The sequence below is a fragment of the Cupriavidus sp. 05N40 genome, assembly GCF_056397305.1.
Map to the genome: position 1 here is coordinate 1 of NZ_JBFTND010000059.1, position 22784 is coordinate 22784.

Genomic DNA, 22784 nt, shown 5'->3' on the forward strand with positions numbered 1-22784 from the left:
AGCGTGTCCCGCACGGCCGCCGCGAGCCGCTCGCAGCGCGCCAGCGACAGCCGGCCGGCCGGCGTGGTGGGACGGATGCCGGCGGCGAACAGGCTTTCCGACGCGTAGATATTGCCCACGCCGACCACGATGTCGCCGGCCAGCAGCACCGTCTTGATGGCTGCGCTGCGCCCGCGGCCGTGGCGATAGAGCCAGCTCCCGTCGAAACGCTCGTCGAACGGCTCGATGCCGAGCCCGCGCAGCAGCGGATGCGTGTTCAGCGCGGCCTCTTCCAGCGGGCTCCACAGCACCGCACCAAAACGGCGCGGGTCGCGAAAGCGCAGCACGAGCGAGTCAGCCCCGCCCGGCGCAAGCGGGTCGGCAAGGACCAGGTCGAGATGATCGTGCGCCCCCGGCGAGGGCGCCTGCGGCAGCACACGCAAGGTGCCGGTCATGCCAAGGTGGATCAGCAGCCAGCCGCGGTCGCCGGCGGGCGCCGGGGCAACTGCGTGCGCTCCTGCGTGCTCCGCCGCCAAAGTACTGTCCGCGGCGGCGCGCACGCATTCCAGCAGCAGGTACTTGCCGCGCCGCTCGATGCGCGCGATCACGCGTCCGGCCAGTTGCGCCTCCAGGCCGGCTTCCACCGGCCAGCGCAAGCCGCGATGACGAACCACCACCTCGGCGATGCGCCGTCCCACCACATGCGGCAGCAAGCCGCGCCGGGTCACTTCGACCTCCGGCAACTCAGGCATCGAACCTCTCCCTTGCGCGCCACTCAAACCGCCAGAGACCCCATGTACGCTGGCGCCATGCGGACAARCAAGGCATTGTAGCGGCAGGCTACAATGCCTTTAACTTTCCCATTGCATTTGCGCTTTTGCGTGCTGGAGCACCCCCCCACATGCCGGACCGCCTGGACCGTATCACGATGACCACCGCTGACTCCACCCTTATCCGGCGGCCCCTGCGTCACAGGCTCGCGGCTACCGCTGCGGCCGCGCTTGCGGTCTGTGCCCTGGCGCCGCTCGCCGGCCATGCTGCGCCCGCCGAGGGCAAGCGGCCGCTCACGCTGGCGGCGGAGGCCGCACCCGCGCCCATCCGCTCCAGCCCCTTGCCGCCCAGGATGCCGCTGCCGGCCGTGTCGCTGACCGGCGATATCCTGTACCGCGTGCTGGCCGCGGAAATCTCCGTGCAGCGCGGGGTGATCGGCCCGGCGTACCAGACCTACATGGAACTGGCCCGCAATACGCTCGACCCGCGCTTCGCGCAACGCGCCACCGAGATTGCGTTCAATGCACGCAGCGCGCAGCAGGCGCTGGATGCCGCGCGGCTGTGGACCGAACTCGCGCCGACCTCGGCCGGTGCGCGCCAGGTGCTGTCCACCCTGCTGGTGCTGAGCGCCAAGTGGGACGAGGCCGAGCCCCTGCTCGCGCTGCAGCTCAATGGCGTGCCGCCGAGCCACCGGCCGGAGGCAGTCCTGCAGATGCAGCAGCAATTGTCGCGCACCAGCGATCCCGCCGGCGCCGCGGCCCTGCTGCAGCGCCTGGTGGCCGACGATATGCGCTCGGCCGAAACCCACCTGGCACTGGCCCGGGCCAAGGAAGCCGCCAGCGATATCCCCGGCGCCCTCGCCGAACTCGACGAGGCGCAGCGCATCCGGCCAGACTACGAAGCCGCGGCGCTGATGGCTGCCGAACTGCGCGCGGATACCGCACCAGACCAGGCCATCGCCGGCCTGAAGTCGTTCGTCAGCAAGGCGCCGGCTTCGGTCAACGGGCACATCACGCTGGCTCGCCTGTACCTGCTGCAGAATGACCTGCCATCCGCGCGCGCCGAGTTCGAGACCCTGCGCAAGATCGCACCGAAGGATCCGCGCGTGCCGCTCGCGCTCGGGCTGACCAGCCTGCAGTCCAAGCGCTACGACGAGGCCGAGCAATACCTCAAGGAGTACCTGCAGCTGGCCGAGCAGGTGCCCTCGGCGAGCCCGGATATCGCCTACCAGTACCTCGCACAGATCGCCGAGGAAAAGAAGGACTACCCGGCCGCGGTGGCCTGGCTCGACCGGATCGACGACAGCCGCCTGGCGCCCGCCGCCGCCGTGAAGCGCGCGCAGCTGCTGGGCCGCATGGGCAAGCTCGACGATGCCCAGGCGGTCTTCAACGACATGCTGGCCGATGCCGAGGATATTGCCGAGCCCGACCAGCGCGCCCAGCGCATGACCGCGATCCGCCAGGCCGAGGTCGGCATGCTGATCGACGCCAAGGCCTACGACCGTGCCCGCAAGGTGCTGGAAGAACGCTCCGCGGCCGAGCCCGAGAACCCGGACTGGGTCTACGAGCTGGCCATGCTCGACGAGCGCGAGAAGCGCTACGACAGCATGGAGAAGCTGCTGCGCCGGGTGATCGCCATGCAGCCCGAGCAGAAGCAAGGCTACAACGCGCTCGGCTATTCGCTGGCGGACCGCAACGTGCGCCTGCCCGAAGCTCTGCAATTGCTGGAAAAAGCCTCGGCGCTGGGCCCGGACGATCCCTACATCATGGATAGCCTGGCCTGGGTCAAGTTCCGCCTCGGCCAGCTCCAGCCGGCGGCCGAACTGTTGCGCAACGCCTACGCCAAGGCGCCCGAGGCCGAAATCGGCGCCCACCTGGGCGAGGTCCTGTGGCAACTCGGCCAGCAAGACGAAGCGCGCAAGACCTGGACCGAGGCCGCCAAGATCGAGCCCGACAACGTGATCCTGATCGACACCCTGCGCCGCTACAACGTGCCGGTCTCCGCGCTGTCCAAGTAAGCCCTCGATCACCTTCCTTTCCGTCCAGCTTTCGATAATCCGCACCCTGTCCTCCCGGCCCGCGCCGGGAGGATGGCCCGGCGCCCGCGGTGGCGCCGCGGGCGCAAGATGCCTATGCCCATTTCCCGACGCCTAGCCCTGCTGGGCCTGACCGCGCCCCTGTGGCTCGCGGCCTGTGCCAGCATCACTCCCACGCGCCAGTTCGATGCCGGCGAGACCGCCCAGGTGCACGACCTCAAAGGCCGCTTTGCCGCCAACTACGTGCGCTACGGCCGCGAGGAAGGCGTGCAGGGCAGCTTCCAGTGGCACGAGCAGGGCCGCAACGTGCGGCTCGACCTGATCTCGCCGCTGGGCCAGACCCTGGCCGTGGTGACCTCCACGCMTTCGGGCGCCACGCTCGACCTGCCCAACCAGGCGCCGCGCAACGCCCCCGAAGTGGATAGCTTGCTGGAACAAGCCCTGGGCTTTTCGCTGCCGGTGGCTGGCATGCGCGACTGGCTGCACGCCAGGCCCGCGCCGGGCAGCCCCTCGCGCACCACCCGCGACGACAGCGGGCGCCTCGCCACGCTGGCGCAGAACGGCTGGACCGTGCGCTATGTCGCCTGGCAGGAGTCGGCCGCGCAGCAGCCGCGCCGCATCGACCTGGCACGCGACGGCGACAGCAGCCCGCTGTCGGTGCGCCTTGTGATCGACCCGGAGCAAGCCCAATGAATACCGCACGCGTCCTACCCCCTCCCGAACTGCGCAACTGCCCCGCGCCCGCCAAGCTCAATCTCTTCCTGCATGTGACCGGGCGCCGTCCCGACGGCTACCACACGCTGCAAACCGTGTTCCAGCTGGTGGACTGGAGCGACACGCTGGACTTCCGCCGCCGCGACGACGGCCGCATCGAGCGCGTGACCGACGTGCCCGGCGTGCCGGCGGACTCCGACCTGATCGTGCGCGCGGCGCGCGCGCTGCAGCAGGCCAGCGGCACCGCCTTCGGCGCCGACATCGCCATCGACAAGCGCCTGCCAATGGGCGGAGGCATCGGCGGCGGCTCGTCGGACGCGGCCACCACGCTGATGGCCCTGAACCACCTGTGGGGACTCGGCCTGGGGCGCGAGGAACTCAAGCGCATCGGGCTGGCGCTGGGCGCCGACGTACCGTTTTTCCTGCACGGGGAGAACGCCTTCGCGCAGGGCATCGGCGAAGAACTGGCCACGGTGGAACTGCCCGACAGCTGGTTCGTGATCGTCCATCCGCGCCAGCACGTCCCTACTCCAGAAATTTTTTCGGACAAACTGTTGACAAGGGATACGCCCCTCTCCATAATTGCGGTCTTCGCTGCTTGCACAAACAAATTCGCTTTCGGTCGCAACGATCTGGAAACGATAGCAACAGCGAAGTTCGGCGAAGTTGCCCGAGCCCTTGAATGGCTGAGACAATTCAGTCCCCATGCAAGGATGACCGGTTCCGGAGCCTGCGTGTTTGCACGGTTTGATGACGAGCAGACAGCGCAGCAGGTACTAGACCGGTTGCCTCCCGGATGGGATGGCAAGTGTGCGCGGAGTTTATCGCGCCACCCGCTCGCAGCACTCGCTTAGAAAGTTTTTCGTTCGGCGTCACGCTGGCTGTATGTGACGATGGACGGACCCGGTTGTGTAGGGGAGTCGCCAAGTTGGTCAAGGCACCGGATTTTGATTCCGGCATTCGAAGGTTCGAATCCTTCTTCCCCTGCCATTACATTCCTATAGTGTCCTAACGGACCTGCACGAAAAAGCTGCCGGCACTAGCCGGCAGCAATCTTTCCCCCCTCCAGCAGCAAGACAGGTGCACCGAATGAGCAGCGAAGGCTTGATGGTTTTTACCGGCAACGCCAACCCCAAACTCGCGGAGGCTGTCGTGCAGCACCTCGGCATCCCGCTCGGGAAAGCCCAGGTCGGCCGGTTCTCCGACGGCGAAGTCCAAGTTGAAATCCAGGAAAACGTTCGCGGCAAGCACGTCATCGTGCTGCAGTCCACCTGCGCGCCGACCAACGATAACCTGATGGAACTGATGGTGATGGTCGATGCGCTCAAGCGCGCCTCGGCACGCAGCATCACCGCGGCCATGCCGTACTTCGGCTATGCCCGCCAGGACCGCCGCCCGCGTTCGGCGCGCGTCGCGATCTCGGCCAAGGTAGTGGCCAACATGCTGGAAGTCGCCGGTGTCGAGCGCGTCCTGACCATGGACCTCCACGCCGACCAGATCCAGGGCTTCTTCGATATTCCCGTCGACAACATCTACGCTTCCCCGGTCCTGCTGGGCGACCTGCGCGAGAAGAACTACGGCGATCTGCTGGTGGTCTCGCCGGACGTCGGCGGCGTGGTGCGCGCCCGTGCGCTGGCCAAGCAGCTGAACTGCGACCTGGCCATCATCGACAAGCGTCGCCCCAAGGCCAATGTGGCCGAGGTGATGAACATCATCGGTGAAGTCGACGGCCGCAATTGCGTGATCATGGACGACATGATCGACACCGGTGGCACGCTGTGCAAGGCGGCCCAGGTGCTCAAGGAGCGCGGCGCGCTGAAGGTCTTCGCGTATTGCACCCACCCGGTGCTGTCGGGTGGCGCGGCTGCCCGCATCGCGGACTCCGAGCTGGACGAAGTGGTGGTGTGCGACACCATTCCCCTGCGCGACGACGCCATCCAGTCCGGCAAGATCCGCCAGCTCTCGACCGCTTCGCTGCTGGCCGAGACCTTCACGCGGATCGTGAAGGGCGACTCGATCATGTCGCTGTTTGCGGATTCTTGATAGAATCCAAGGCTTTACTGCGGTAGGCTAGGGCGAATCAGCCTTTGCATGCCGCTTCATCGGGCTGTCTGGTCGCGGACAGCCCTCTTACATTTGGAGTCATCATGAAAGTAGTAGCTTTCGAGCGTAGCGTACAGGGAACGGGTGCGAGCCGCCGCCTGCGCAATGCCGGCAAGACCCCGGGCATCATCTACGGCGGCGCCGCCGAACCCAAGATGATCGAACTGGATCACAATGCACTGTTCCACGCCCTGAAGAAGGAAGCGTTCCACTCGTCGATCCTCGACCTGGAAGTGGAAGGCAAGGCTGAGAAGGCCCTGCTGCGTGCGTTCCAGATGCACCCGTTCAAGCCGCTGGTCCTGCACGTCGACTTCCAGCGCGTGTCGGCAGCTGACAAGATCCACGTCAAGGTGCCCCTGCACTTCATGAACCAGGAAAACGCCCCCGGCGTGAAGCTGGGCCATGGCATCGTCAACCACATCCTGAACGAACTGGAAGTGTCGTGCCTGCCGGCCGACCTGCCCGAGTTCATCGAAGTGGACCTGGCCAACGCAGAACTGGGCCAGACCCTGCACCTGTCGGACGTGAAGCTGCCGAAGGGTGTGAGCGCCATCACCCACGGCGACGAAAACCCCGCCATCGCCAGCATCTCGCTGCCGGCCGGCGGCGTGTCGGAAGCCAAGGAAGGCGGCGAAACGCCTGCTGCCTGAGTTGCCTGAACGCAGCCTGCTGGCTGCGTGGCAGCGACCGCAAGAAGAAGCCGCCGGCGTGTCCGGCGGCTTTTTTTCGCTCGCCGGTTTGCGAGCGGTTTCGCGTATGCTTGGCCTCTGGCCGCCCTCACCCAAGTAGTGCAACGCATGATCAAACTCATCGTCGGCCTCGGCAATCCCGGGGCGGAATACGAAGCCACCCGCCACAATGCCGGCTTCTGGCTGGTCGACCAGCTGGCCCGCATGGGCGGCGTCACGCTGCGCGTGGAAGGCCGCTTCCACGGCCTGGCGGCGCGCGCGCGCCTGTGGGACCAGGAGATCTGGCTGCTCAAGCCGTCCACCTTCATGAACCGCTCCGGGCTGGCGGTGGTGTCGCTGGCGCGCTTCTACAAGATCCTGCCGGACGAGATCCTGGTGGCCCATGACGAGATGGACATGCCGCCCGGCACCGTCAAGCTCAAGCGCGGCGGCGGCGCCGGCGGCCACAACGGCCTGAAGGACATCGCCGCGCACCTGACCACGCAGGACTACTGGCGGCTGCGCCTCGGCGTGGGGCATCCGCGCAATGCCCCCGGCGGCGCCGGCAGCCGCGAGGACGTGGTCAACTATGTGCTCAAGCCACCGCGTCGCGAGGAGCAGCAAGCCATCGACGAAGCCATCGACCGCTGCATCGCACCGCTGTCGCTGCTGGCCAGGGGCGAGAGCGAGCGCGCCATGCTCGAGCTGCACACGGGACGCTAGGCGTCGGACGCACCGCAGCCGGCTGCCAGACAAAAAAAACCCCGCCACCTTCCGGTGCCGGGGTTTTTTGCTGCCAGCCTGGCAAGCCGCCTCAGGCGACCCGCTTGGCCGCCGTCAGCAGGCGGTAACGCTCCATCAGCGTATCCCGCGATTCGATCCGTGCCGGATCGTGCGGGATGCAAGCCACGGGGCAAACCTGCTGGCATTGCGGTTCATCGAAGTGTCCGACGCATTCCGTACATTTGCCGGGGTCGATCTCATAGATCTCGGGCCCCATCGAAATGGCTTCGTTCGGGCACTCCGGCTCACAAACGTCGCAATTGATGCAGTCGTCGGTGATCATCAGTGCCATACAATTTCCTTGACCTGGACATGTGCCGCGCCCGACTGGCCGCGGTTCGCATGTCGCAAGCTTCTATTCTATTCCGCTTTGCCGATCTTCTCCTGAAGCCAGCGCTCCACCGAAGGAAACACGAACTTGCTGACGTCGCCGCCCAGCACCGCGATCTCGCGCACGAAGGTGCCGGAGATGAACTGGTACTGGTCCGACGGTGTCAGGAACATGGTCTCCACATCGGGCAACAGGTAGCGGTTCATGCCCGCCATCTGGAACTCGTACTCGAAGTCGGAGACCGCGCGCAGGCCCCGCACGATCACCCGTGCGTTGTTCTTGCGGACGAAATCCTTGAGCAGGCCGGAGAAGCCTTCCACGCGCACGTTGGGATAGTGGCCCAGTACTTCACGGGCGATTCCGATGCGTTCTTCCAGTRCAAAGAATGGGCGCTTGTTGGGGCTCTGCGCCACGCCGACCACGAGCTCATCGAAGATATTGGACGCTCTGCGCACCAGATCCTCGTGGCCCCGGGTCATTGGATCGAAAGTGCCGGGGTAGACCGCGACGACCATGCTTCCTCCTTGTTCTGCCCGTTGCCGGTCCTGGATGGACCGCTTGGCCCCGCCCGCTATGGTGAGGGCTGGAACCAAGGCTGCGTGACGAGCGTTGGCGACAGCGGCGTAGTGTAACCCTAAACGCGGCACTTGGAAGCCGCCGGATGATGGTTTCGCGGCGGTGCCGCATCTAGCGTGCGATGGCCGGTCACGCCGCGCCGGCCCGCGCGGATCAGTTCGTCTTGTGCTGCAGCAAATGGAAGTGCACGGCGCCGGCGCGGGCATGCCGCACGATCTCCAGCGCGGCCGGCACTGGCGCGTCGGGTCCGATCAGGGCCCGGTCCGTTTCCACGTAGACCGCGCCACCCGGGCGCGACAGCCTGGCCGCATGCTCCAGCGCCGGGCCGAGCCAGTCTTGCGCGAAGGGAGGATCCAGGAAGACCACATCGAAGCTCGAGGCCGGCATCTGCGCCGCTGTTGCGAAAGCATCACCCTGCACGATGCGGATCTGCTGGGCATCCAGCCTGTACTGGTTGTCTCGCAACTGTTTCGCCACACGCGGATTGGATTCCACCATGGTGACCTGCATCGCCCCGCGCGAAGCGGCTTCGAAGCCGAGTGCGCCGGAGCCGGCAAACAGGTCGAGACAGGCCATCCCGGACATGTCCTGGCCGAGCCAGTTGAACAGGGTCTCGCGCACGCGGTCGGGGGTGGGACGCAGGCCTTCGGCGTCGAGCACAGGCAGCGGCGTGCGCTTCCACCTGCCGCCGATGATGCGGACCTGGGTGGGCGAGCGCCGCGCCGCAGGAGCTGAGGATGGCCCGCCGGCGGCGGGCGAAGGAGATCGGGTACGCGAATTCATGCCGTGATTGTAGAGCCTGCGGACGCCGACCGCGCGCCGCATCTCGGAGCAAGCCTCACTCCGGCCCGCCCACGATCACGGTCGCCATGGCATCCGGATGCACATGGCGCTGGAAAGCGTCCTTCACCTGGCTGCGCGTCACCTTGCCGATCTGCGCGGTCCAGGTGTCCAGGTAGTCCAGCGGCAAGCCGTACCAGCCGATATTGGCCACATTGGTCAGCAGCTTGCGGTTGCTGTCGATACGCAGCGGAAAGCCGTTGACGAGATTGTCCCTGGCGGCCTTGAGCTCGGCGTCGGTCGGACCTTCCGCGACGTATTGCGCGAGCACCTTGCGCACCAGCGCCAGCGCTTCGTTGGTCTGCTCCTTCTTGGTCTGCAGGCCGATGCCGAAGGGGCCGGCCTGCTTGGCCGGGGCAAAGTAGCTGTCCACGCCATAGGTCAGGCCGCGCTTCTCGCGCACCTCGTCGGTCAGGCGCGAGCTGAAGCCGCCGCCGCCGAGCACGTAGTTGCCCACCAGCAGCGGGAAATAGTCCGGGTCGCCGCGGGCGATGGCGGGCTGGCCGATCGCCACCGTGGCTTGCTGCGCCGGATGAGGCACACGCTGCTCGCTGGCCGCGATCTTGAGCTGTACCGGCGGCATGGCCGGCGGCGTGGCGCCGGCGGGCAGGCCACGCGTGAGCTGCTCGGCGATGGTCTCGGCCTGCTTGCGATCGATCGCGCCGATCAGCGTCACGACGGCGCGCGACGCGGCGAAATTGTCGCGCCAGAAACGCTCGAGATCGGCCCGCGTGATGGACTCCACCGAGGCCACCGTGGCCGCAACGCCATAGGGGTGCGCCGGGTATATCGCGCGCGACACCATCTTGTCGGCAATCACGCCTGGCTTGGTGTCGGCTTCGCGGATGGCGGTGATCAGGCGCTGCTTCTCGCGCGCGACCACGGCATCCGGATAGGCCGGCGCCTTGATCAGCTGCGCGGCGAGCGCCAGCGACTGGCTCAGCTCCGGCTCGCTGGTGAGCGTGCGCAGGCCGATGCCGCCGCGGTCGCCGCTGGCGGCGCCGCCGAAATCGGCGCCGGTATCGGCGAAGGCGTCTGCCACCTGCGCCTCGTTGCGGGCAGGCTGGCCGTCCTGCGCCGCCGCGCCCTTGTCGAGCAGGGCCGAAGTGAGCGTGGCCAGGCCCGCCTTGCCGGGCGGGTCATAGCGGCTGCCAGCGTCGAAATCCATGTTGACGTCCAGCATGGGTATGGACGGGCTGCGCACGAAGTAGACGCGCGCGCCGGTGGATGTGGTCCACTGCTCGATCGGGATGGCCGCCAGCGCGGCCTGCGAGGCAAGCATGACCAGCGCGCCGCAAGCCACGCCCGCAAGGCGGCGCAGCAGGCGCGGCGACGGAATCGTCGGGGCAAAGAGAGGCATCTTCGGTCCTCTTGGAAACTCAGCGCAGCGCACCGGCGTCGACCGGTGCCTGCTTCTTGTTGGGATCGATCGGCTGGGGCAGCAGCGTCGCCACAGTCAGGTTGTCGTCGCTGAAATACTTTGCTGCCACCGCCTGCACCTGGGCCGGCGTTACCTCCTTGATGCGCTCCAGCATGCGGTCGAGCTTGCGCCAGGAAATGCCCGAGATCTCCGACACGCCGATCTCCATGCCTTGCCCGAACACGGAGTCGCGCTTGTAGATCTGCGCGGCCACCACCTGCGCCTTGACGCGCTTGAGCTCCTCGGGCGAGACGCCCTCGCGCGCGATGCGGGCGATTTCGTCGCGCAGCGCGCGCTCGATCTCCTCGGTGGTATGTCCGGCGGCCGGGGTGCCGTCGAGCACGATGATGGATTCGGCGCGGTTGACGCTGTCGTAGCCGACATTGACGTCGTCGGCCAGGCGCCGCTCGCGCACCAGGTCGCGCGTCAGGCGCGCATTGTCGTAGCCGTTGAGCACGGCCGACAGGACTTCCAGCGCGTAGGGATCGACATCCTTGTCGACATCGTGCAGGCGCGGCACCTTGTACGCCATCACCACGTAGGGGTTCTCGGCCGGCGCCTTGACCCAGACCCGCTTGACGCCCTTCTGCAGCGGTTCGAGCTGCGTCTTGCGCAGCGGCAGCGCGCGCGGCTTGAGCTTGCCATAGGTGCGCTCGGCCAGTTTCCTGACTTCGGCCGCGGTGACATCGCCGGTGACGATCAGCAGCGCGTTGTTGGGCACGTACCAGTCGCGGTACCAGGCCTGCACGTCTTCCACGCGCATGTTGACGAGGTCGTCCATCCAGCCGATCACCGGGTGGCGATAAGGCGCCGCTGTAAATACCGTGGCCAGCAGCTGCTCGTAGACGGTGCCGCGCGCGGAGTCATCGGTGCGCAGGCGGCGCTCTTCCATCACCACCTTCATCTCGCGCTCGAACTCATCCTTCTTGATGATGAGGTTGGCCATGCGGTCGGCCTCCAGCTCCATCATGCGCGGCAGGTACTGCTTGCTGATCTGCTGGTAGTAGAGCGTGAAGTCGCGGTTGGTCATGGCGTTCTCGCGCCCGCCCAGCGCGGCGATCTGCTTGGAGAATTCGCCTGGGCCGACCTTGGGCGTGCCCTTGAACATCATGTGTTCGAGCATGTGCGCCACGCCGGTGGTGCCGCTGACCTCGTCCATGCCACCGGTGCGATACCAGATCTGGTGGGCCACGGTGGGCGCGCGATGGTCTTCCTTGACGATCACCCGCATGCCGTTGGACAGCGTGAATTCGGTGGTGRCCGCATCGGCTGCCGCGCTCTGCGAGGCGGTGGCCTGGCCGGTCGGCAGGGGCGGCGCCACCACGCCGGTCTGCGCGTAGGCCGCGCCAAACCAGGGCAGGGTGCTGATCAGCAGGACGGGAAGGAGGCGCCGGGCAAAAGCGCCGGCGCGGCTGGCGCCGGCACCGGCGGCCGGCGATGCGGCACGGGCGGTGYCCGGCCTGGAGCTGACAGCACAATGGTTCATGCGACCCCGTCTGCTAGAATTTTGGCGATTGATTCTACCGGGGTATTGACCCCTTTCCCAATGTTTAGTTTCTGGAAGAAGCGCAAGGCCGAGCCGGCCGGTGCGCCAGTCGAGGCGCCAAGCCCCGCGCCCGCGGCCGCACCGGCCCCGGTAACGGCGCCCGCGCCGACCCCGAATGCAGCCCCGGTGGCGGCTCCGGTGGCCCCTGCGCTACCCGTGGCGGCTCCCCCCCCGGCGCCCGTTCCCATGCCGGCGGCAAGGCTGCCCGAGCCCCCCGCTGGCGAGGAAATGGTCCTGACACCGCCTCCGGCCGCCAGCCAGGAGGCCAGGCGTGGCTGGGTACAGCGCCTGCGCACGGGGCTGTCCAAGACCAGCCGCAACCTGGGCACGCTGTTCGTCGGCGTGAAGGTCGACGAAGCCCTGTTCGAGGAGCTGGAAACCGCGCTGCTGATGGCTGACGCGGGAGTTGAGGCCACCGAATACCTGCTGGGCGAGCTGCGCCGGCGCGTCAAGAGCGAGCGTATCGAGACCTCCGAAGGCGTCAAGACTGCGCTGCGCGAGCTGCTCACCAACCTGCTGCGCCCGCTCGAGAAGACCATGGAGCTGGGGCGCGAACAGCCAATGGTGATGATGATCGCGGGCGTCAACGGCGCCGGCAAGACCACCAGCATCGGCAAGCTCTGCAAGCATTTCCAGAGCTACGGGCAGTCCGTGCTGCTGGCCGCGGGCGACACCTTCCGCGCCGCCGCGCGCGAACAGCTGACGATCTGGGGAGAACGCAACAACGTGACGGTCGTCTCGCAGGAGAGCGGCGACCCGGCCGCCGTGATCTTCGACGCGGTCAACGCGGCGCGCGCGCGCGGGATCGATATCGTGATGGCCGATACCGCCGGACGCCTGCCGACGCAGCTGCACCTGATGGAGGAGCTCAAGAAGGTCAAGCGCGTGATCGCCAAGGCCATGCCGAGCGCGCCCCACGAATCGCTGCTGGTGATCGACGCCAACACCGGGCAGAACGCACTGGCGCAGGTCAAGGCGTTCGACGACGCGCTGAATCTCACCGGGCTGATCGTGACCAAGCTCGACGGCACCGCCAAGGGCGGCATCCTCGCCGCGATCGCGCGGCAGCGCCCGGTGCCGGTCTACTTCATCGGCGTGGGCGAGAAGGTCGAGGACCTGCAGCCGTTCAGGGCCGACGAGTTCGCGGAAGCCCTGCTGGGCTGAACACCCGCGCCGGCGGAAAAAAAGCCCCGCAATCGCTTGCGGGGCTTTTTCATACGGCCGCCTGAACTGCCGGCGCGCTACTCCGCGTCCGGCTGCGCCTTCGGCTCGGCCTGCTGGAAAGCCGGCAGCGCCATGCACGCATCGAACGCCTTGGCGATCGCCGGATAGCGGCTCACGTCGATATTGAAGCGCTGCGCGTTGAAGACCTGCGGCACCAGGCAGACATCGGCCAGCGTCGGCGTGTCGCCAAAGCAGAAGCGGCCTGCCTTGCCGGAACGCGCCAGGTTGGTGTTGACCGCCTCGAAACCCAGCTCGACCCAGTGGCGGTACCACGCGTCCTTGGCCTCTTCCGCCACGCCCAGCGTGTGCTTGAGGTACTTCAGCACGCGCAGGTTGTTGAGCGGATGGATCTCGCAGGCAACCTCGAACGCCACCGCGCGGATATAGGCGCGGTCGAGCGCGCTGCCGGGCAGCAGCGGCGGCTCGGGATGCGTTTCGTCGAGGTACTCCACCATCGCGATCGACTGCATCACGACCTGATCGTCGTCGAGCAGGGTCGGCACCAGCGCATCGGGATTGAGCGTGCGGTAGGCGGGCTGGAGCTGCTGGCCACCCTCGCGCAGCAGATGTACGGGCACGTAGTCGTACGGCAAACCCTTCAGGTTCAGCGCGATGCGCACCCGGTACGAAGCCGAGCTACGGAAGTAGCTGTAGAGCTTCAGCATGGGCTAGACCACCTTGACGATGAGCTCGCCCAGGCCTTCGATCTTGCCCTGCATGACGTCGCCCTTCACCACCGCGCCCACGCCTTCGGGCGTGCCGCTGTAGATCAGGTCGCCGGGATRCAGCTCGAACAGGCGCGAAAGATAGGACACCATTTCCGGCACCGACCAGATCAGGTCGGAGAGGTCGCCGCGCTGCTTTTCGGCGCCGTTGACGGCCAGCGTGACAGCGCCCTTTTCCGGATGGCCGATGGCGGACACCGGCACGATCGGACCGATCGGTGCAGACTTGTCGAAAGCCTTGCCGGTTTCCCAGGGGCGGCCGGTCTTTTTCGATTCGTTCTGCAGGTCGCGGCGCGTCATGTCCAGGCCGATGGCGTAGCCGAACACGTGGCTGGCGGCGTGGGCCTCGGCAATGTCCTTGCCGCCCTTGCCGATGGCGACCACCAGTTCGATCTCGTAGTGGCAGTTGCTGGTGCCCTGCGGGTACGGGAAGCTGCCTTCGGTGCCGTCGGCCACATAGCTCACCGCGTCGGCGGGCTTGCAGAAGAAGAACGGCGGTTCACGGTCGGGGTCCGAACCCATTTCACGGGCGTGGGCGGCATAGTTGCGGCCCACGCAGTAGACCCGGCGCACCGGGAACTGCGCGCTGCCGCCGCGCACGGGCACGCCGGTGGGCGCGGGCGGGGCGAATACGAATTCGGTCATCCAACTCTCCAGACTTTGTACTGTGTTTGTCAGGCCGCGCGTTGCCGGCAGACGCCCTGCCGCGCAGCAGGGCAATAGCATACACCGCCCCCTTCGGGCTTGTACGCCGGCGGACATTGAATGCGGGAAACCCCGCAATACAATAAAGACGTAGTCGGCGCGGATCTTGCATGGCAAGTCCCGACGCCAATGGAAACATGACCCGACGCCCTCCCGCCCCTCCCAGCCCGCCCCGTCCCGCGACGCCACCCGCGGCGGGTTCGCGCAGCCTGCGCATCTTGCTCGTGCGCGATCCGCACGACGCGGACCCGCTCAATGTCGAGACCATCCAGGCCGGCCTGGTATCGGCGGGTTTCACCGACATCGAGACGGCGGACGCGGACATGCGCCTGCCCGACGCCATCGCTGCACGGCAGCCTGATCTCATCATCATCGCCTCCGAATCGGCTGCGCGCGACACCGTGGAGCATGTGTGCGTCTCGACGCAGCACGCGCCACGGCCGATCGTGCTGTTCACGGACAACGACGACGCCCAGCGCATCAAGGCGGCGCTCACGGCGGGCATTACCGCCTACATCGTCGACGGCCTGCGCGCCGAGCGCGTCAAGACCGTGCTGGATGTGGCCTATGCGCGCTTCGAGCTGGACCAGCAACTGCGCGCCGAGCTGGATGCCACGCGCCTGCAGCTGGCCGAGCGCAAGGAAGTCGAGCGTGCCAAGGGCTTGCTGATGAAGGAGCGCGGCATGAGCGAGGAAGAGGCCTACAAGCGCCTGCGCAGCATGGCGATGGAGCGCGGCATCAAGCTGGTCGAGGCCGCGCGGCGCGTGATCGATGTGATGAGTTGAGCCCACGGCGCCGGCAACCGGCCCGCACGGGCTTGGTGCATTGCACAAACATGGCGCCGCGCCGGCGCACGCCGCGCACCGAGTGCGCTCAGGCCCGCCGCATTCCTCCCTCCCTTTTCCCGGTCGCCGTGCGCCCGATGCCCGCCKTTTGCCGCACCTGCCCCTCGCCGGCGAATGAACGCATGGCACGCCGCTTGCGTAGATACCATGACGGCCAACGAAGGCCGATCACTATCCGATGTGCGCCGCCAACGAAGGCTGCGCCGCATCACGGGACAACGGCGTCCTGACCTGCCCCGCATTCTGGCGAAAGCGGCGCGGTTCAGGACGCTTTTCATTTGGAGCCGTGGAATGCCCTCTCGCCTGAAGCTTGCCAAGCCGCTGCACGCCGCGGTCGCCAACGATGCCAGCACGGCCGCCGCCGACGCGGTGCCCGCCAGCAGCGGCCGCCGCCGCGCGCTGGCCACCATCGCCGGCGCCAGCGTGATCACCCTGGTCGACCCGCTGGTGCGCGCCGGCGCCTGGGCGGCGGGCTCCGATGCGCCGGAGAAGCCCGAGGTGCGGATCGGCTTTATCCCGCTGACGGACTGCGCTTCCGTGGTCATGGCCGGCACGCTCGGCTTCGACAAGAAATACGGCATCAAGATCACGCCCACCAAGGAGGCTTCCTGGGCCGGCGTGCGCGACAAGCTGGTCAACGGCGAGCTCGACGCCGCGCACGTGCTGTACGGCCTGATCTACGGCGTGCAGCTGGGCATCGGCGGGCCCAAGAAGGACATGGCCGTGCTGATGAACCTCAACCACAACGGCCAGGCCATCACGCTGTCCTCCAAGCTGGCGGAAAAAGGCGTCAAGGACGGCGCCAGCCTGAAGGCGCTGATGACGAAGGAAAAGCGCGACTACACCTTTGCCCAGACCTTCCCCACCGGCACCCACGCGATGTGGCTGTACTACTGGCTGGCCGCCAACGGCATCAACCCGATGCAGGACGCCAAGGCCATCACCGTGCCGCCGCCGCAGATGGTGGCCAATATGCGCGTGGGCAATATGGATGGCTTCTGCGTCGGCGAACCCTGGGGCGCGCGCGCCATTGCCGACAAGATCGGCTTCACCGCGGAAACCACGCAGGCCATCTGGAAGGATCACCCGGAGAAGACCCTGGGCACCACGGCCGAGTTCGTGCAGAAGTACCCCAACACCGCGCGCGCCATGGTGGCCGCCGTGCTCGAAGCCTCGAAGTACATCGACGCGTCGGCCTCCAACCGCCGCAAGACCGCCGAAACCATTGCCGCCAAGTCTTATGTCAACACCGACATGGACATCATCCTGGACCGCATGCTTGGCCGCTACAGCAACGGCCTGGGCAAGACCTGGGACGACCCGGACTCGATGAAGTTCTACCAGGACGGCAGCGCCAACTTTCCCTTCCTCTCCGACGGCATGTGGTTCCTCACGCAGCACAAGCGCTGGGGCCTGCTCAAGGACCACCCCGACTACCTGGCGGTGGCGAAGAAGGTCAACCGCATCGATGTCTACAAGCAGGCGGCCGAAGCCGCGCAGGTGCCGGTGCCCAAGAGCGATTTCCGCACGGCGCGCCTGATCGACGGCGTGACATGGGATGCCACCAAGGACCCCAAGGCGTACGCCGACGGATTCAAGATCAAAGCCTGAGCCGGTTCGATTGCAGCCCGAATGCCGGCGTGGCGACGCGCCGGCGCCTGAAGGAGCCTGATGTGAATGCACTAGCTCGACCGGCCGAACATGCCGGCAACCAAGTCTCCTCCACCGACGCCGGCGGCACCGCCGGACTCGCCGTGCTCGGCGACCAGCAAGCGCACGAGCGCGCCGAACGCCGCGCGCTCGAGGCTCAGGCCGATGCGCGCCGCGCCGCGCGGCGCGAGGCCGTCAGCGCCGTCGTGCTCAAGGCGATGCCGCCCGTCGCCGGCTTTGCGCTGTTCCTGTTGTTCTGGCACGGCGTGGCCACGATGAGCCCTGCGCTGCCCACCCCGGCCGCCACCTGGCACGCCGCCGTGCCGCTGTTTTCCGACCCGTTCTACCGCAACGGCCCCAACGACCAGGGCATCGGCTGGAATGTGCTGGCGTCGCTGGCGCGCGTCGCGGCGGGCTTCGGGCTGGCCGCGCTGATCGGCATTCCGGCTGGCTTCGCGCTGGGCCGCTTTGCCTTTCTCAACGCCATGATGGCGCCGATCATCAGCCTGCTGCGGCCGGTCTCGCCGCTGGCGTGGCTGCCGATCGGGCTGCTGCTGTTCAAGGCCGCCAACCCGGCGGCGATCTGGGCCATCTTCATCTGCTCGATCTGGCCGATGGTGATCAACACCGCGGTGGGCGTGACGCGCGTGCCGCAGGACTACCTGAACGTGGCGCGCGTGCTCGACCTGTCCGAGTGGAAGGTGTTCACGCGGGTGCTGCTGCCGGCGGTGCTGCCCTATATGCTGACCGGCGTGCGGCTGTCCATCGGCACCGCCTGGCTGGTGATCGTGGCCGCGGAGATGCTCACGGGCGGCACCGGCATCGGCTTCTGGCTGTGGGACGAGTGGAACAACCTGAAGGTCGAGCACATCGTGATCGCCATCTTCATCATCGGCGTGGTGGGGCTGCTGCTGGAATACGCGCTGCTGAGCCTGGCCAGGAAATTCAGCTACGGCAACTAAGGCATCCGGGAGATCGTCATGGAAAAGTTCGTCCGTATCGAAAACGTGGGCCAGACCTTCAAGACCAAGAAGGGACCGTTCGTCGCCCTGCGCGATGTCAACCTGACCATCGCCCGCGGCGAGTTCGTCACGCTGATCGGCCACTCGGGCTGCGGCAAATCGACGCTGCTGAACCTGCTGGCCGGCCTCGACCGCCCCAGCAGCGGCGCGCTGATCTGCGCCGAACGCGAGATCGCCGGTCCGGGCCCGGACCGTGCGGTGGTGTTCCAGAACCACTCGCTGCTGCCGTGGCTGACCTGCTTCGACAACGTCTACCTCGGCGTAGAACGCGTGTTCGGCGGCAGCGAGAGCCGCGCGCARCTCAAGGCCCGCACGCATGACACGCTGGCCATGGTTGGCCTGACCCATGCCGAGAGCAAGTACCCGCAGGAAATCTCGGGCGGCATGAAGCAGCGCGTGGGTATCGCGCGCGCGCTGGCGATGGAGCCCAAGGTGCTGCTGATGGACGAGCCGTTCGGCGCGCTGGATGCGCTGACCCGGGCCCACCTGCAGGACGAGCTGATCAAGATCGTCGCCAAGACCCGCAGCACGGTGGTGATGGTGACCCACGACGTGGACGAAGCCGTGCTGCTGGCCGACCGCATCGTCATGATGACCAACGGGCCCGCCGCGACCATCGGCGAAGTGCTGCCGGTGGACCTGCCGCGTCCGCGCGAACGCATGGCGCTGGCCGACGACAAGACTTACCACGCCTGCCGCACCGCGGTGCTGGACTTCCTGTACCGCAAGCAGCGCAATCCTGCGCTGAAGGAAGCGGCCTGACCGGCGCGGAACGGCGAGGTGACTGACCGGGGCCGGCCGCCGCCATGGGCAGGGCCGGCCCGCTCCGCTATCATGAACCTCAAACAACACTGTCCCATCCCGCCATGACCGATACGTCCTCCACGCCCCAGCCCGCCGCCGCCTTCGCCGCGGCGAAGTACATCAAGGAGATCGGCCGGGGCGTCAATGGCGCCCGCGCGCTGCCGCGCGAAGACGCGCAGGCGCTGTTTGACGCCATGCTGGCCGGTCGCGTGGCCGATATCGAACTGGGCGCGGTGCTGATGGCCTATCGCATCAAGGGCGAGGCACCGCACGAACTGGCCGGCATGCTGGACGCCGCGCACGCGCATTGCCTGCCGCTGGCCGCGCCGCCCGAGCGCGTGGTGGTATCCATCCCCAGCTACAACGGCGCGCGCAAGCAACCCAACCTGATCCCTTTGCTGGCCATGTTACTGGCGCGCGAAGGCCATCCCGTGCTGGTCCACGGCACCCGGGAGTTCAACGGGCGCGTGACCAGCATCGCGCTGTTCGAAGCGTTGGGCATTGCGCCCTGCGCCACGGTGGCCGAGGCTGAAACCCTGCTTTGCGCCAAGGCCGGGCAGCCCGGGCCGCTGGCCGTGCTGCCGATCGATGTGCTGTCGCCGGCGCTGGCCCGCATGCTCGACCGGCGCATGCAGATCGGCCTGCGCAACTCCTCGCACACGGTGGTCAAGATGCTGCAGCCGGTGGGCGCGCATACGCCGGCCGAGGCCCTGCGCCTGTACAGCTACACGCATCCGGAGTACCGCGAGACCCTGACCGATTACTTCTCGCGCGAGCCTGCCAATGTGCTGCTGGCGCGCGGCACCGAGGGCGAGGTGGTCGCCGACGCGCGGCGCGGCGGCCGCATCGACTGGCTGCACGACGGGCACCAGCGCACACTGGTCGACCCCACCGCGGGCTCGATCAGCGAGGTGCCGGAACTGCCACCCGGCAACGACGTCGCGCAGACTGCGGCCTGGATCCGCTCCGTGCTGGATGGCAAGGCGCCGGTCCCGGCCCCGATCGCCACGCAGGTCGAGGCCATCCGCAGCTGCCTGCAGCAGGGCACGCGCGTGGCCTGGGCCAGCCCGGTCTGAACGGGGAACGGGGCGGCAGGCGAGGCTGGCGGCGCCCGCGTCGTCAGCGTCGTCAGCGCTTGCGCTGTGGCAGCGGGATGCGGTCGTCCTCGCCGGGCACGCGCGGGAACTGGTCGTCCTCCCATCGCTGGGATGCGGCTTCGATGGCATCTTTGCTGCTGGAAACGAAATTCCAGAAGATAAAGCGGTGCCCGTCGGTGGGGTCGCCGCCGAGYAGCATCACGCGCGACGGCGCCTCGGCCGTCAGCGTGACCGTCTGGTCCGGCACCAGCAGCGCCATGTGGCGCTCAGGCAACACTTCCCCATCCAGCGCGACCACGCCGTCTACCGGGTAGATGCCGCGTTGCGCATGCTCCGGCGGAATCTCGAGGCTTGCGCCCTGCTCCAGATCGATCGCCACGTACAGCGTGCGGCTGAAGACCTTCACGGGCGCCTCGGCCCCAAACGCATCGCCCGCGATCACCGTCATCCGCACCCCGGGCCGCTCGAGCTTGGGCAGGGTCGCGGCAGGATGGTGAAAGAAGGAAGGCTCCACGGTCTCGTGCTCCTTGGGCAGCGCCACCCAGGTCTGGATGCCGTGCAGGCGCGGACCGGCCTCGCGGGCTGCCTGCGGTGAGCGCTCCGAGTGCGCGATGCCGCGGCCGGCCGTCATCCAGTTCACGTCGCCCGGCTTGATGACCTGCTTGCTGCCCAGGCTGTCGTGGTGAAGGATTTCCCCTTCGAACAGGTAGGTGACGGTCGCCAGCCCGATATGCGGATGCGGGCGCACATCCATCCCCTGCCCGGCCGGAAGCACCGTCGGCCCCATATGGTCGAAGAAGATGAACGGGCCCACGGTCTGGGCCGCCGCGGCCGGCAGCACCCGGCTGACGGTAAAACCGTCGCCCAGGTCACGTACGTGCGGTTTGAGCAAGTGTTCGATAGCAGACATGCATTTTCCCCGGTTAGGCCGATGCTGACGGCCGCATGAATGAAAAGAGTGTAGCCGCTGGTGAAACACAGCATCTCATTGCGCGACAGAACCGGGACCGGCGGCGCCCCTCTGATCAATGTCCGATGGCGTTGCGGGGGCTGCCGGATAGTGGTCGCTCCACATAGCAGGAAGAAAGCCAGAAAAAAGGCTATTTGAAAACAGAAGCCAATTACCTGGAACTATCAACCCTATAAGGACTCCAACTTAGCAGTCTCCCGGCTTGAGTGCTAATATGTGTTGCAATGCAGTGCGCGGACCCTTCAGGGCGAGCGCCGCGGGCAACCCACCCGCCGGATGCGAAAGGAGCAATCGAGTGAACGCGGTCCTATCTGCCGACCAAACCCAAACCAGCAGCCGCCTGCCTACGGCGCCTCAGGGCGCCGGGGCATTTGCGCTGACGTTTCCCGGAAACCTGGGAAACCTGGACAGCTATATCCAGGCTGTCCATCGTATCCCCATGCTCACCCCCGAGGAAGAGCAGCGGCTTGCACGCGATCTGCGCGAGCATGACTCCGTCGATGCGGCTCGCCGCATGGTGCTGTCGCACTTGCGCCTGGTGGTGTCCATCGCCCGCCAGTACCTCGGCTATGGCCTGCCCCACGCGGACCTGATCCAGGAAGGCAATATCGGCCTGATGAAGGCCGTGAAGCGCTTCGACCCGGACCAGGGCGTGCGGCTGGTGTCGTACGCCATGCACTGGATCAAGGCCGAGATCCACGAATATGTGCTGAAGAACTGGCGCATGGTCAAGGTGGCGACCACCAAGGCCCAGCGCAAGCTGTTCTTCAACCTGCGCAGCCACAAGCAGGGTGCCCATACCTTCACGCCGGAGCAGGTCGACGCGGTCGCGCGCGAGCTGAACGTCAAGCCGGAAGAAGTGATGGAGATGGAAACCCGCCTGTCGGGCGGCGACCTGGCGCTGGAAGGCCAGATCGACGACGGCGAGGAGGAGTTCGCGCCGATCGCCTACCTGGCTGACAACCACAACGAGCCGACCCGCGTGATCGAGGCCCAGCGCCACGACCGCATGCAGGTGCAAGGCCTGGAAGAAGCGCTGACCAAGCTGGACGACCGCAGCCGCCGCATCATCGAGGCGCGCTGGCTGCACGTCAACGACGACGGCTCCGGCGGCTCAACGCTGCACGAGCTGGCTGACGAGTTCGGTGTCTCCGCCGAGCGCATCCGCCAGATCGAAACCGCGGCGATGAAGAAGATGAAGGGTGCGCTGCAGGCCTTTGCCTGATAGTTGCGCGGGAGCGCGGCGGAACGAAAGCCGCGCGCCAGAATGGAACAGGGCCGGTCTCGCGACCGGCCCTGTTTTTTTGTCCGGAGATCCCGCCCCTGGCGGGCGGAGCCGCTTCAGGAAAGCAGCTGCTTCAGGTCGTGCGCGATCGGTTCGGGGCCCTGGCCGTGGCGGATGAACAGACGCAACCGGCCACTCGGATCGAATACATAGCTGCCGGCAGAGTGGTCCATCGTGTAGTTGTTTGGCGAGGTACCCGGCACCTTGGCGTAGAACACCTTGAAATCCTTGGCCACCTTCTGCAGCGCCGCGTCGTCGGCCGGGCGCATGCCCAGGAAGCGCGGATCGAAGGCGGGCACGTATTGCGCCAGCAGCGCCTGCGTATCGCGCTCGGGATCGACCGTGACGAACAGCACCTGCACGCGGTCGRCATCCGGGCCCAGTTGCTCCATCACCGCCTTCAGCTCGGCCATGGTGGTGGGACAGACATCGGGGCAGTGCGTATAGCCGAAGAACATCACCACGGCCTTGCCCTTGAAGTCGGCAATCGAGCGCACTTTGCCGTTGTGGTCGGTGAGGACGAAATCCTTGCCGAATTCGCTGCCGCCGCTGATGTCGACATTCTTGAACGAGGCGCGCTGCTGGCCGCAGGCGGCAAGCAGCAGCGAGCACAGCGCCAGCAGGCAGAAGCGGCGGAACAGCGCAAAGCTGGACGAAGAACCCGGAAAGAGACGGCTTGGCATGCGATTCG

23 protein-coding genes and 1 tRNA gene are annotated in these 22784 nt (G+C 67.0%); 14 read left to right on the forward strand and 10 right to left on the reverse strand.

Annotation, left to right across the window (positions count from 1 at the left end):
- Positions 1-731: bifunctional DNA-formamidopyrimidine glycosylase/DNA-(apurinic or apyrimidinic site) lyase (mutM, locus tag AC1DO7_RS15840; RefSeq protein WP_477116306.1), on the reverse strand; the 731-nt coding region annotated here is incomplete at its 3' end.
- A gap of 176 nt (positions 732-907) precedes the next feature.
- Here mutM and AC1DO7_RS15845 point away from each other — a divergent pair.
- The 7 genes from AC1DO7_RS15845 (at position 908) to pth (ending at position 6993) form a co-directional block, all read left to right on the forward strand.
- Positions 908-2767 (forward strand): tetratricopeptide repeat protein, encoded by a 1860-nt coding sequence (locus tag AC1DO7_RS15845; RefSeq protein WP_441613719.1) that lies wholly within the window; start codon positions 908-910, stop codon positions 2765-2767.
- A gap of 114 nt (positions 2768-2881) precedes the next feature.
- Positions 2882-3478 carry a lipoprotein insertase outer membrane protein LolB gene (gene lolB / locus AC1DO7_RS15850; protein ID WP_477116307.1) on the forward strand — a complete coding sequence of 199 codons (597 nt, stop codon included), beginning with the start codon at positions 2882-2884 and terminating at the stop codon, positions 3476-3478.
- On the forward strand, positions 3475-4353 hold the full coding sequence (gene ispE, locus AC1DO7_RS15855) for a 4-(cytidine 5'-diphospho)-2-C-methyl-D-erythritol kinase (protein ID WP_441613721.1): 879 nt from the start codon (positions 3475-3477) through the stop codon (positions 4351-4353). The genes lolB and ispE overlap by 4 nt, the downstream gene beginning before the upstream one ends.
- A 59-nt stretch (positions 4354-4412) precedes the next feature.
- Positions 4413-4489 (forward strand) — tRNA-Gln (locus AC1DO7_RS15860).
- Positions 4490-4588: 99 nt separating this feature from the next.
- Positions 4589-5542 carry a ribose-phosphate pyrophosphokinase gene (locus AC1DO7_RS15865; RefSeq protein ID WP_441643146.1) on the forward strand — a complete coding sequence of 318 codons (954 nt, stop codon included), beginning with the start codon at positions 4589-4591 and terminating at the stop codon, positions 5540-5542.
- Positions 5543-5646: 104 nt separating this feature from the next.
- Positions 5647-6252, forward strand: a complete 606-nt coding sequence (locus AC1DO7_RS15870; RefSeq protein WP_441649694.1) for a 50S ribosomal protein L25/general stress protein Ctc — start codon at positions 5647-5649, stop codon at positions 6250-6252.
- Positions 6253-6399: 147 nt separating this feature from the next.
- Positions 6400-6993: an aminoacyl-tRNA hydrolase gene (pth, locus tag AC1DO7_RS15875; protein WP_441649695.1), complete on the forward strand. Its 594-nt coding sequence runs from the start codon at positions 6400-6402 to the stop codon at positions 6991-6993.
- A gap of 91 nt (positions 6994-7084) precedes the next feature.
- Here pth and AC1DO7_RS15880 read toward each other — a convergent pair whose 3' ends face one another.
- The 5 genes from AC1DO7_RS15880 to AC1DO7_RS15900 all read right to left on the reverse strand — a co-directional run bounded on the left by AC1DO7_RS15880 (position 7085) and on the right by AC1DO7_RS15900 (position 11706).
- Positions 7085-7345: a YfhL family 4Fe-4S dicluster ferredoxin gene (locus AC1DO7_RS15880; protein WP_441613725.1), complete on the reverse strand. Its 261-nt coding sequence runs from the start codon at positions 7343-7345 to the stop codon at positions 7085-7087.
- A 68-nt stretch (positions 7346-7413) separates the two neighbouring features.
- Entirely contained in the window at positions 7414-7899 is a 486-nt protein-coding gene (gene coaD / locus AC1DO7_RS15885; RefSeq protein ID WP_477116308.1) for a pantetheine-phosphate adenylyltransferase, read from the reverse strand.
- Between the two features lie 214 nt (positions 7900-8113).
- Positions 8114-8743, reverse strand: a complete 630-nt coding sequence (rsmD, locus tag AC1DO7_RS15890; protein ID WP_441649696.1) for a 16S rRNA (guanine(966)-N(2))-methyltransferase RsmD — start codon at positions 8741-8743, stop codon at positions 8114-8116.
- Between the two features lie 55 nt (positions 8744-8798).
- Positions 8799-10160 carry a M16 family metallopeptidase gene (locus tag AC1DO7_RS15895; protein WP_441649697.1) on the reverse strand — a complete coding sequence of 454 codons (1362 nt, stop codon included), beginning with the start codon at positions 10158-10160 and terminating at the stop codon, positions 8799-8801.
- Positions 10161-10179: 19 nt separating this feature from the next.
- The gene (locus AC1DO7_RS15900) at positions 10180-11706 is read right to left on the reverse strand and encodes a M16 family metallopeptidase (protein ID WP_477116309.1); all 1527 of its coding nucleotides are present in this window, start codon (positions 11704-11706) and stop codon (positions 10180-10182) included.
- A 60-nt stretch (positions 11707-11766) separates the two neighbouring features.
- Here AC1DO7_RS15900 and ftsY point away from each other — a divergent pair, with 60 nt between their 5' ends.
- Positions 11767-12930: a signal recognition particle-docking protein FtsY gene (ftsY, locus tag AC1DO7_RS15905; RefSeq protein ID WP_441649698.1), complete on the forward strand. Its 1164-nt coding sequence runs from the start codon at positions 11767-11769 to the stop codon at positions 12928-12930.
- A 77-nt stretch (positions 12931-13007) separates the two neighbouring features.
- Here the strand turns inward: ftsY and maiA are convergent, their stop codons facing one another.
- On the reverse strand, positions 13008-13652 hold the full coding sequence (gene maiA / locus AC1DO7_RS15910) for a maleylacetoacetate isomerase (protein ID WP_441613824.1): 645 nt from the start codon (positions 13650-13652) through the stop codon (positions 13008-13010).
- A gap of 6 nt (positions 13653-13658) precedes the next feature.
- Positions 13659-14360 (reverse strand): fumarylacetoacetate hydrolase family protein, encoded by a 702-nt coding sequence (locus AC1DO7_RS15915; RefSeq protein ID WP_477116310.1) that lies wholly within the window; start codon positions 14358-14360, stop codon positions 13659-13661.
- 197 nt (positions 14361-14557) lie between these two features.
- Here AC1DO7_RS15915 and AC1DO7_RS15920 point away from each other — a divergent pair, with 197 nt between their 5' ends.
- From AC1DO7_RS15920 to ybiB, 5 genes are all read left to right on the forward strand, one after another.
- Complete coding sequence (locus tag AC1DO7_RS15920; protein ID WP_441613732.1) at positions 14558-15205, forward strand: ANTAR domain-containing response regulator; 648 nt, start codon at positions 14558-14560, stop codon at positions 15203-15205.
- A gap of 351 nt (positions 15206-15556) precedes the next feature.
- The gene (locus tag AC1DO7_RS15925; RefSeq protein WP_441649699.1) at positions 15557-16876 is read left to right on the forward strand and encodes a CmpA/NrtA family ABC transporter substrate-binding protein; all 1320 of its coding nucleotides are present in this window, start codon (positions 15557-15559) and stop codon (positions 16874-16876) included.
- A 62-nt stretch (positions 16877-16938) separates the two neighbouring features.
- Positions 16939-17877, forward strand: a complete 939-nt coding sequence (gene ntrB, locus AC1DO7_RS15930) for a nitrate ABC transporter permease (RefSeq protein WP_441613734.1) — start codon at positions 16939-16941, stop codon at positions 17875-17877.
- Between the two features lie 18 nt (positions 17878-17895).
- A complete protein-coding gene (locus AC1DO7_RS15935; RefSeq protein WP_441613735.1) occupies positions 17896-18699 on the forward strand; it encodes an ABC transporter ATP-binding protein in 804 nt (267 codons plus the stop codon).
- A 104-nt stretch (positions 18700-18803) separates the two neighbouring features.
- Entirely contained in the window at positions 18804-19817 is a 1014-nt protein-coding gene (gene ybiB / locus AC1DO7_RS15940) for a DNA-binding protein YbiB (RefSeq protein WP_441613736.1), read from the forward strand.
- A 52-nt stretch (positions 19818-19869) separates the two neighbouring features.
- Here ybiB and AC1DO7_RS15945 read toward each other — a convergent pair whose 3' ends face one another.
- Positions 19870-20748 carry a pirin family protein gene (locus AC1DO7_RS15945; RefSeq protein WP_441649700.1) on the reverse strand — a complete coding sequence of 293 codons (879 nt, stop codon included), beginning with the start codon at positions 20746-20748 and terminating at the stop codon, positions 19870-19872.
- A 355-nt stretch (positions 20749-21103) separates the two neighbouring features.
- Here AC1DO7_RS15945 and rpoH point away from each other — a divergent pair, with 355 nt between their 5' ends.
- Positions 21104-22033, forward strand: a complete 930-nt coding sequence (rpoH, locus tag AC1DO7_RS15950) for an RNA polymerase sigma factor RpoH (RefSeq protein ID WP_441613738.1) — start codon at positions 21104-21106, stop codon at positions 22031-22033.
- A 116-nt stretch (positions 22034-22149) separates the two neighbouring features.
- Here rpoH and AC1DO7_RS15955 read toward each other — a convergent pair whose 3' ends face one another.
- Positions 22150-22776: an SCO family protein gene (locus AC1DO7_RS15955; protein WP_477116311.1), complete on the reverse strand. Its 627-nt coding sequence runs from the start codon at positions 22774-22776 to the stop codon at positions 22150-22152.
- Between the last annotated feature and the right edge of the window lie 8 nt (positions 22777-22784).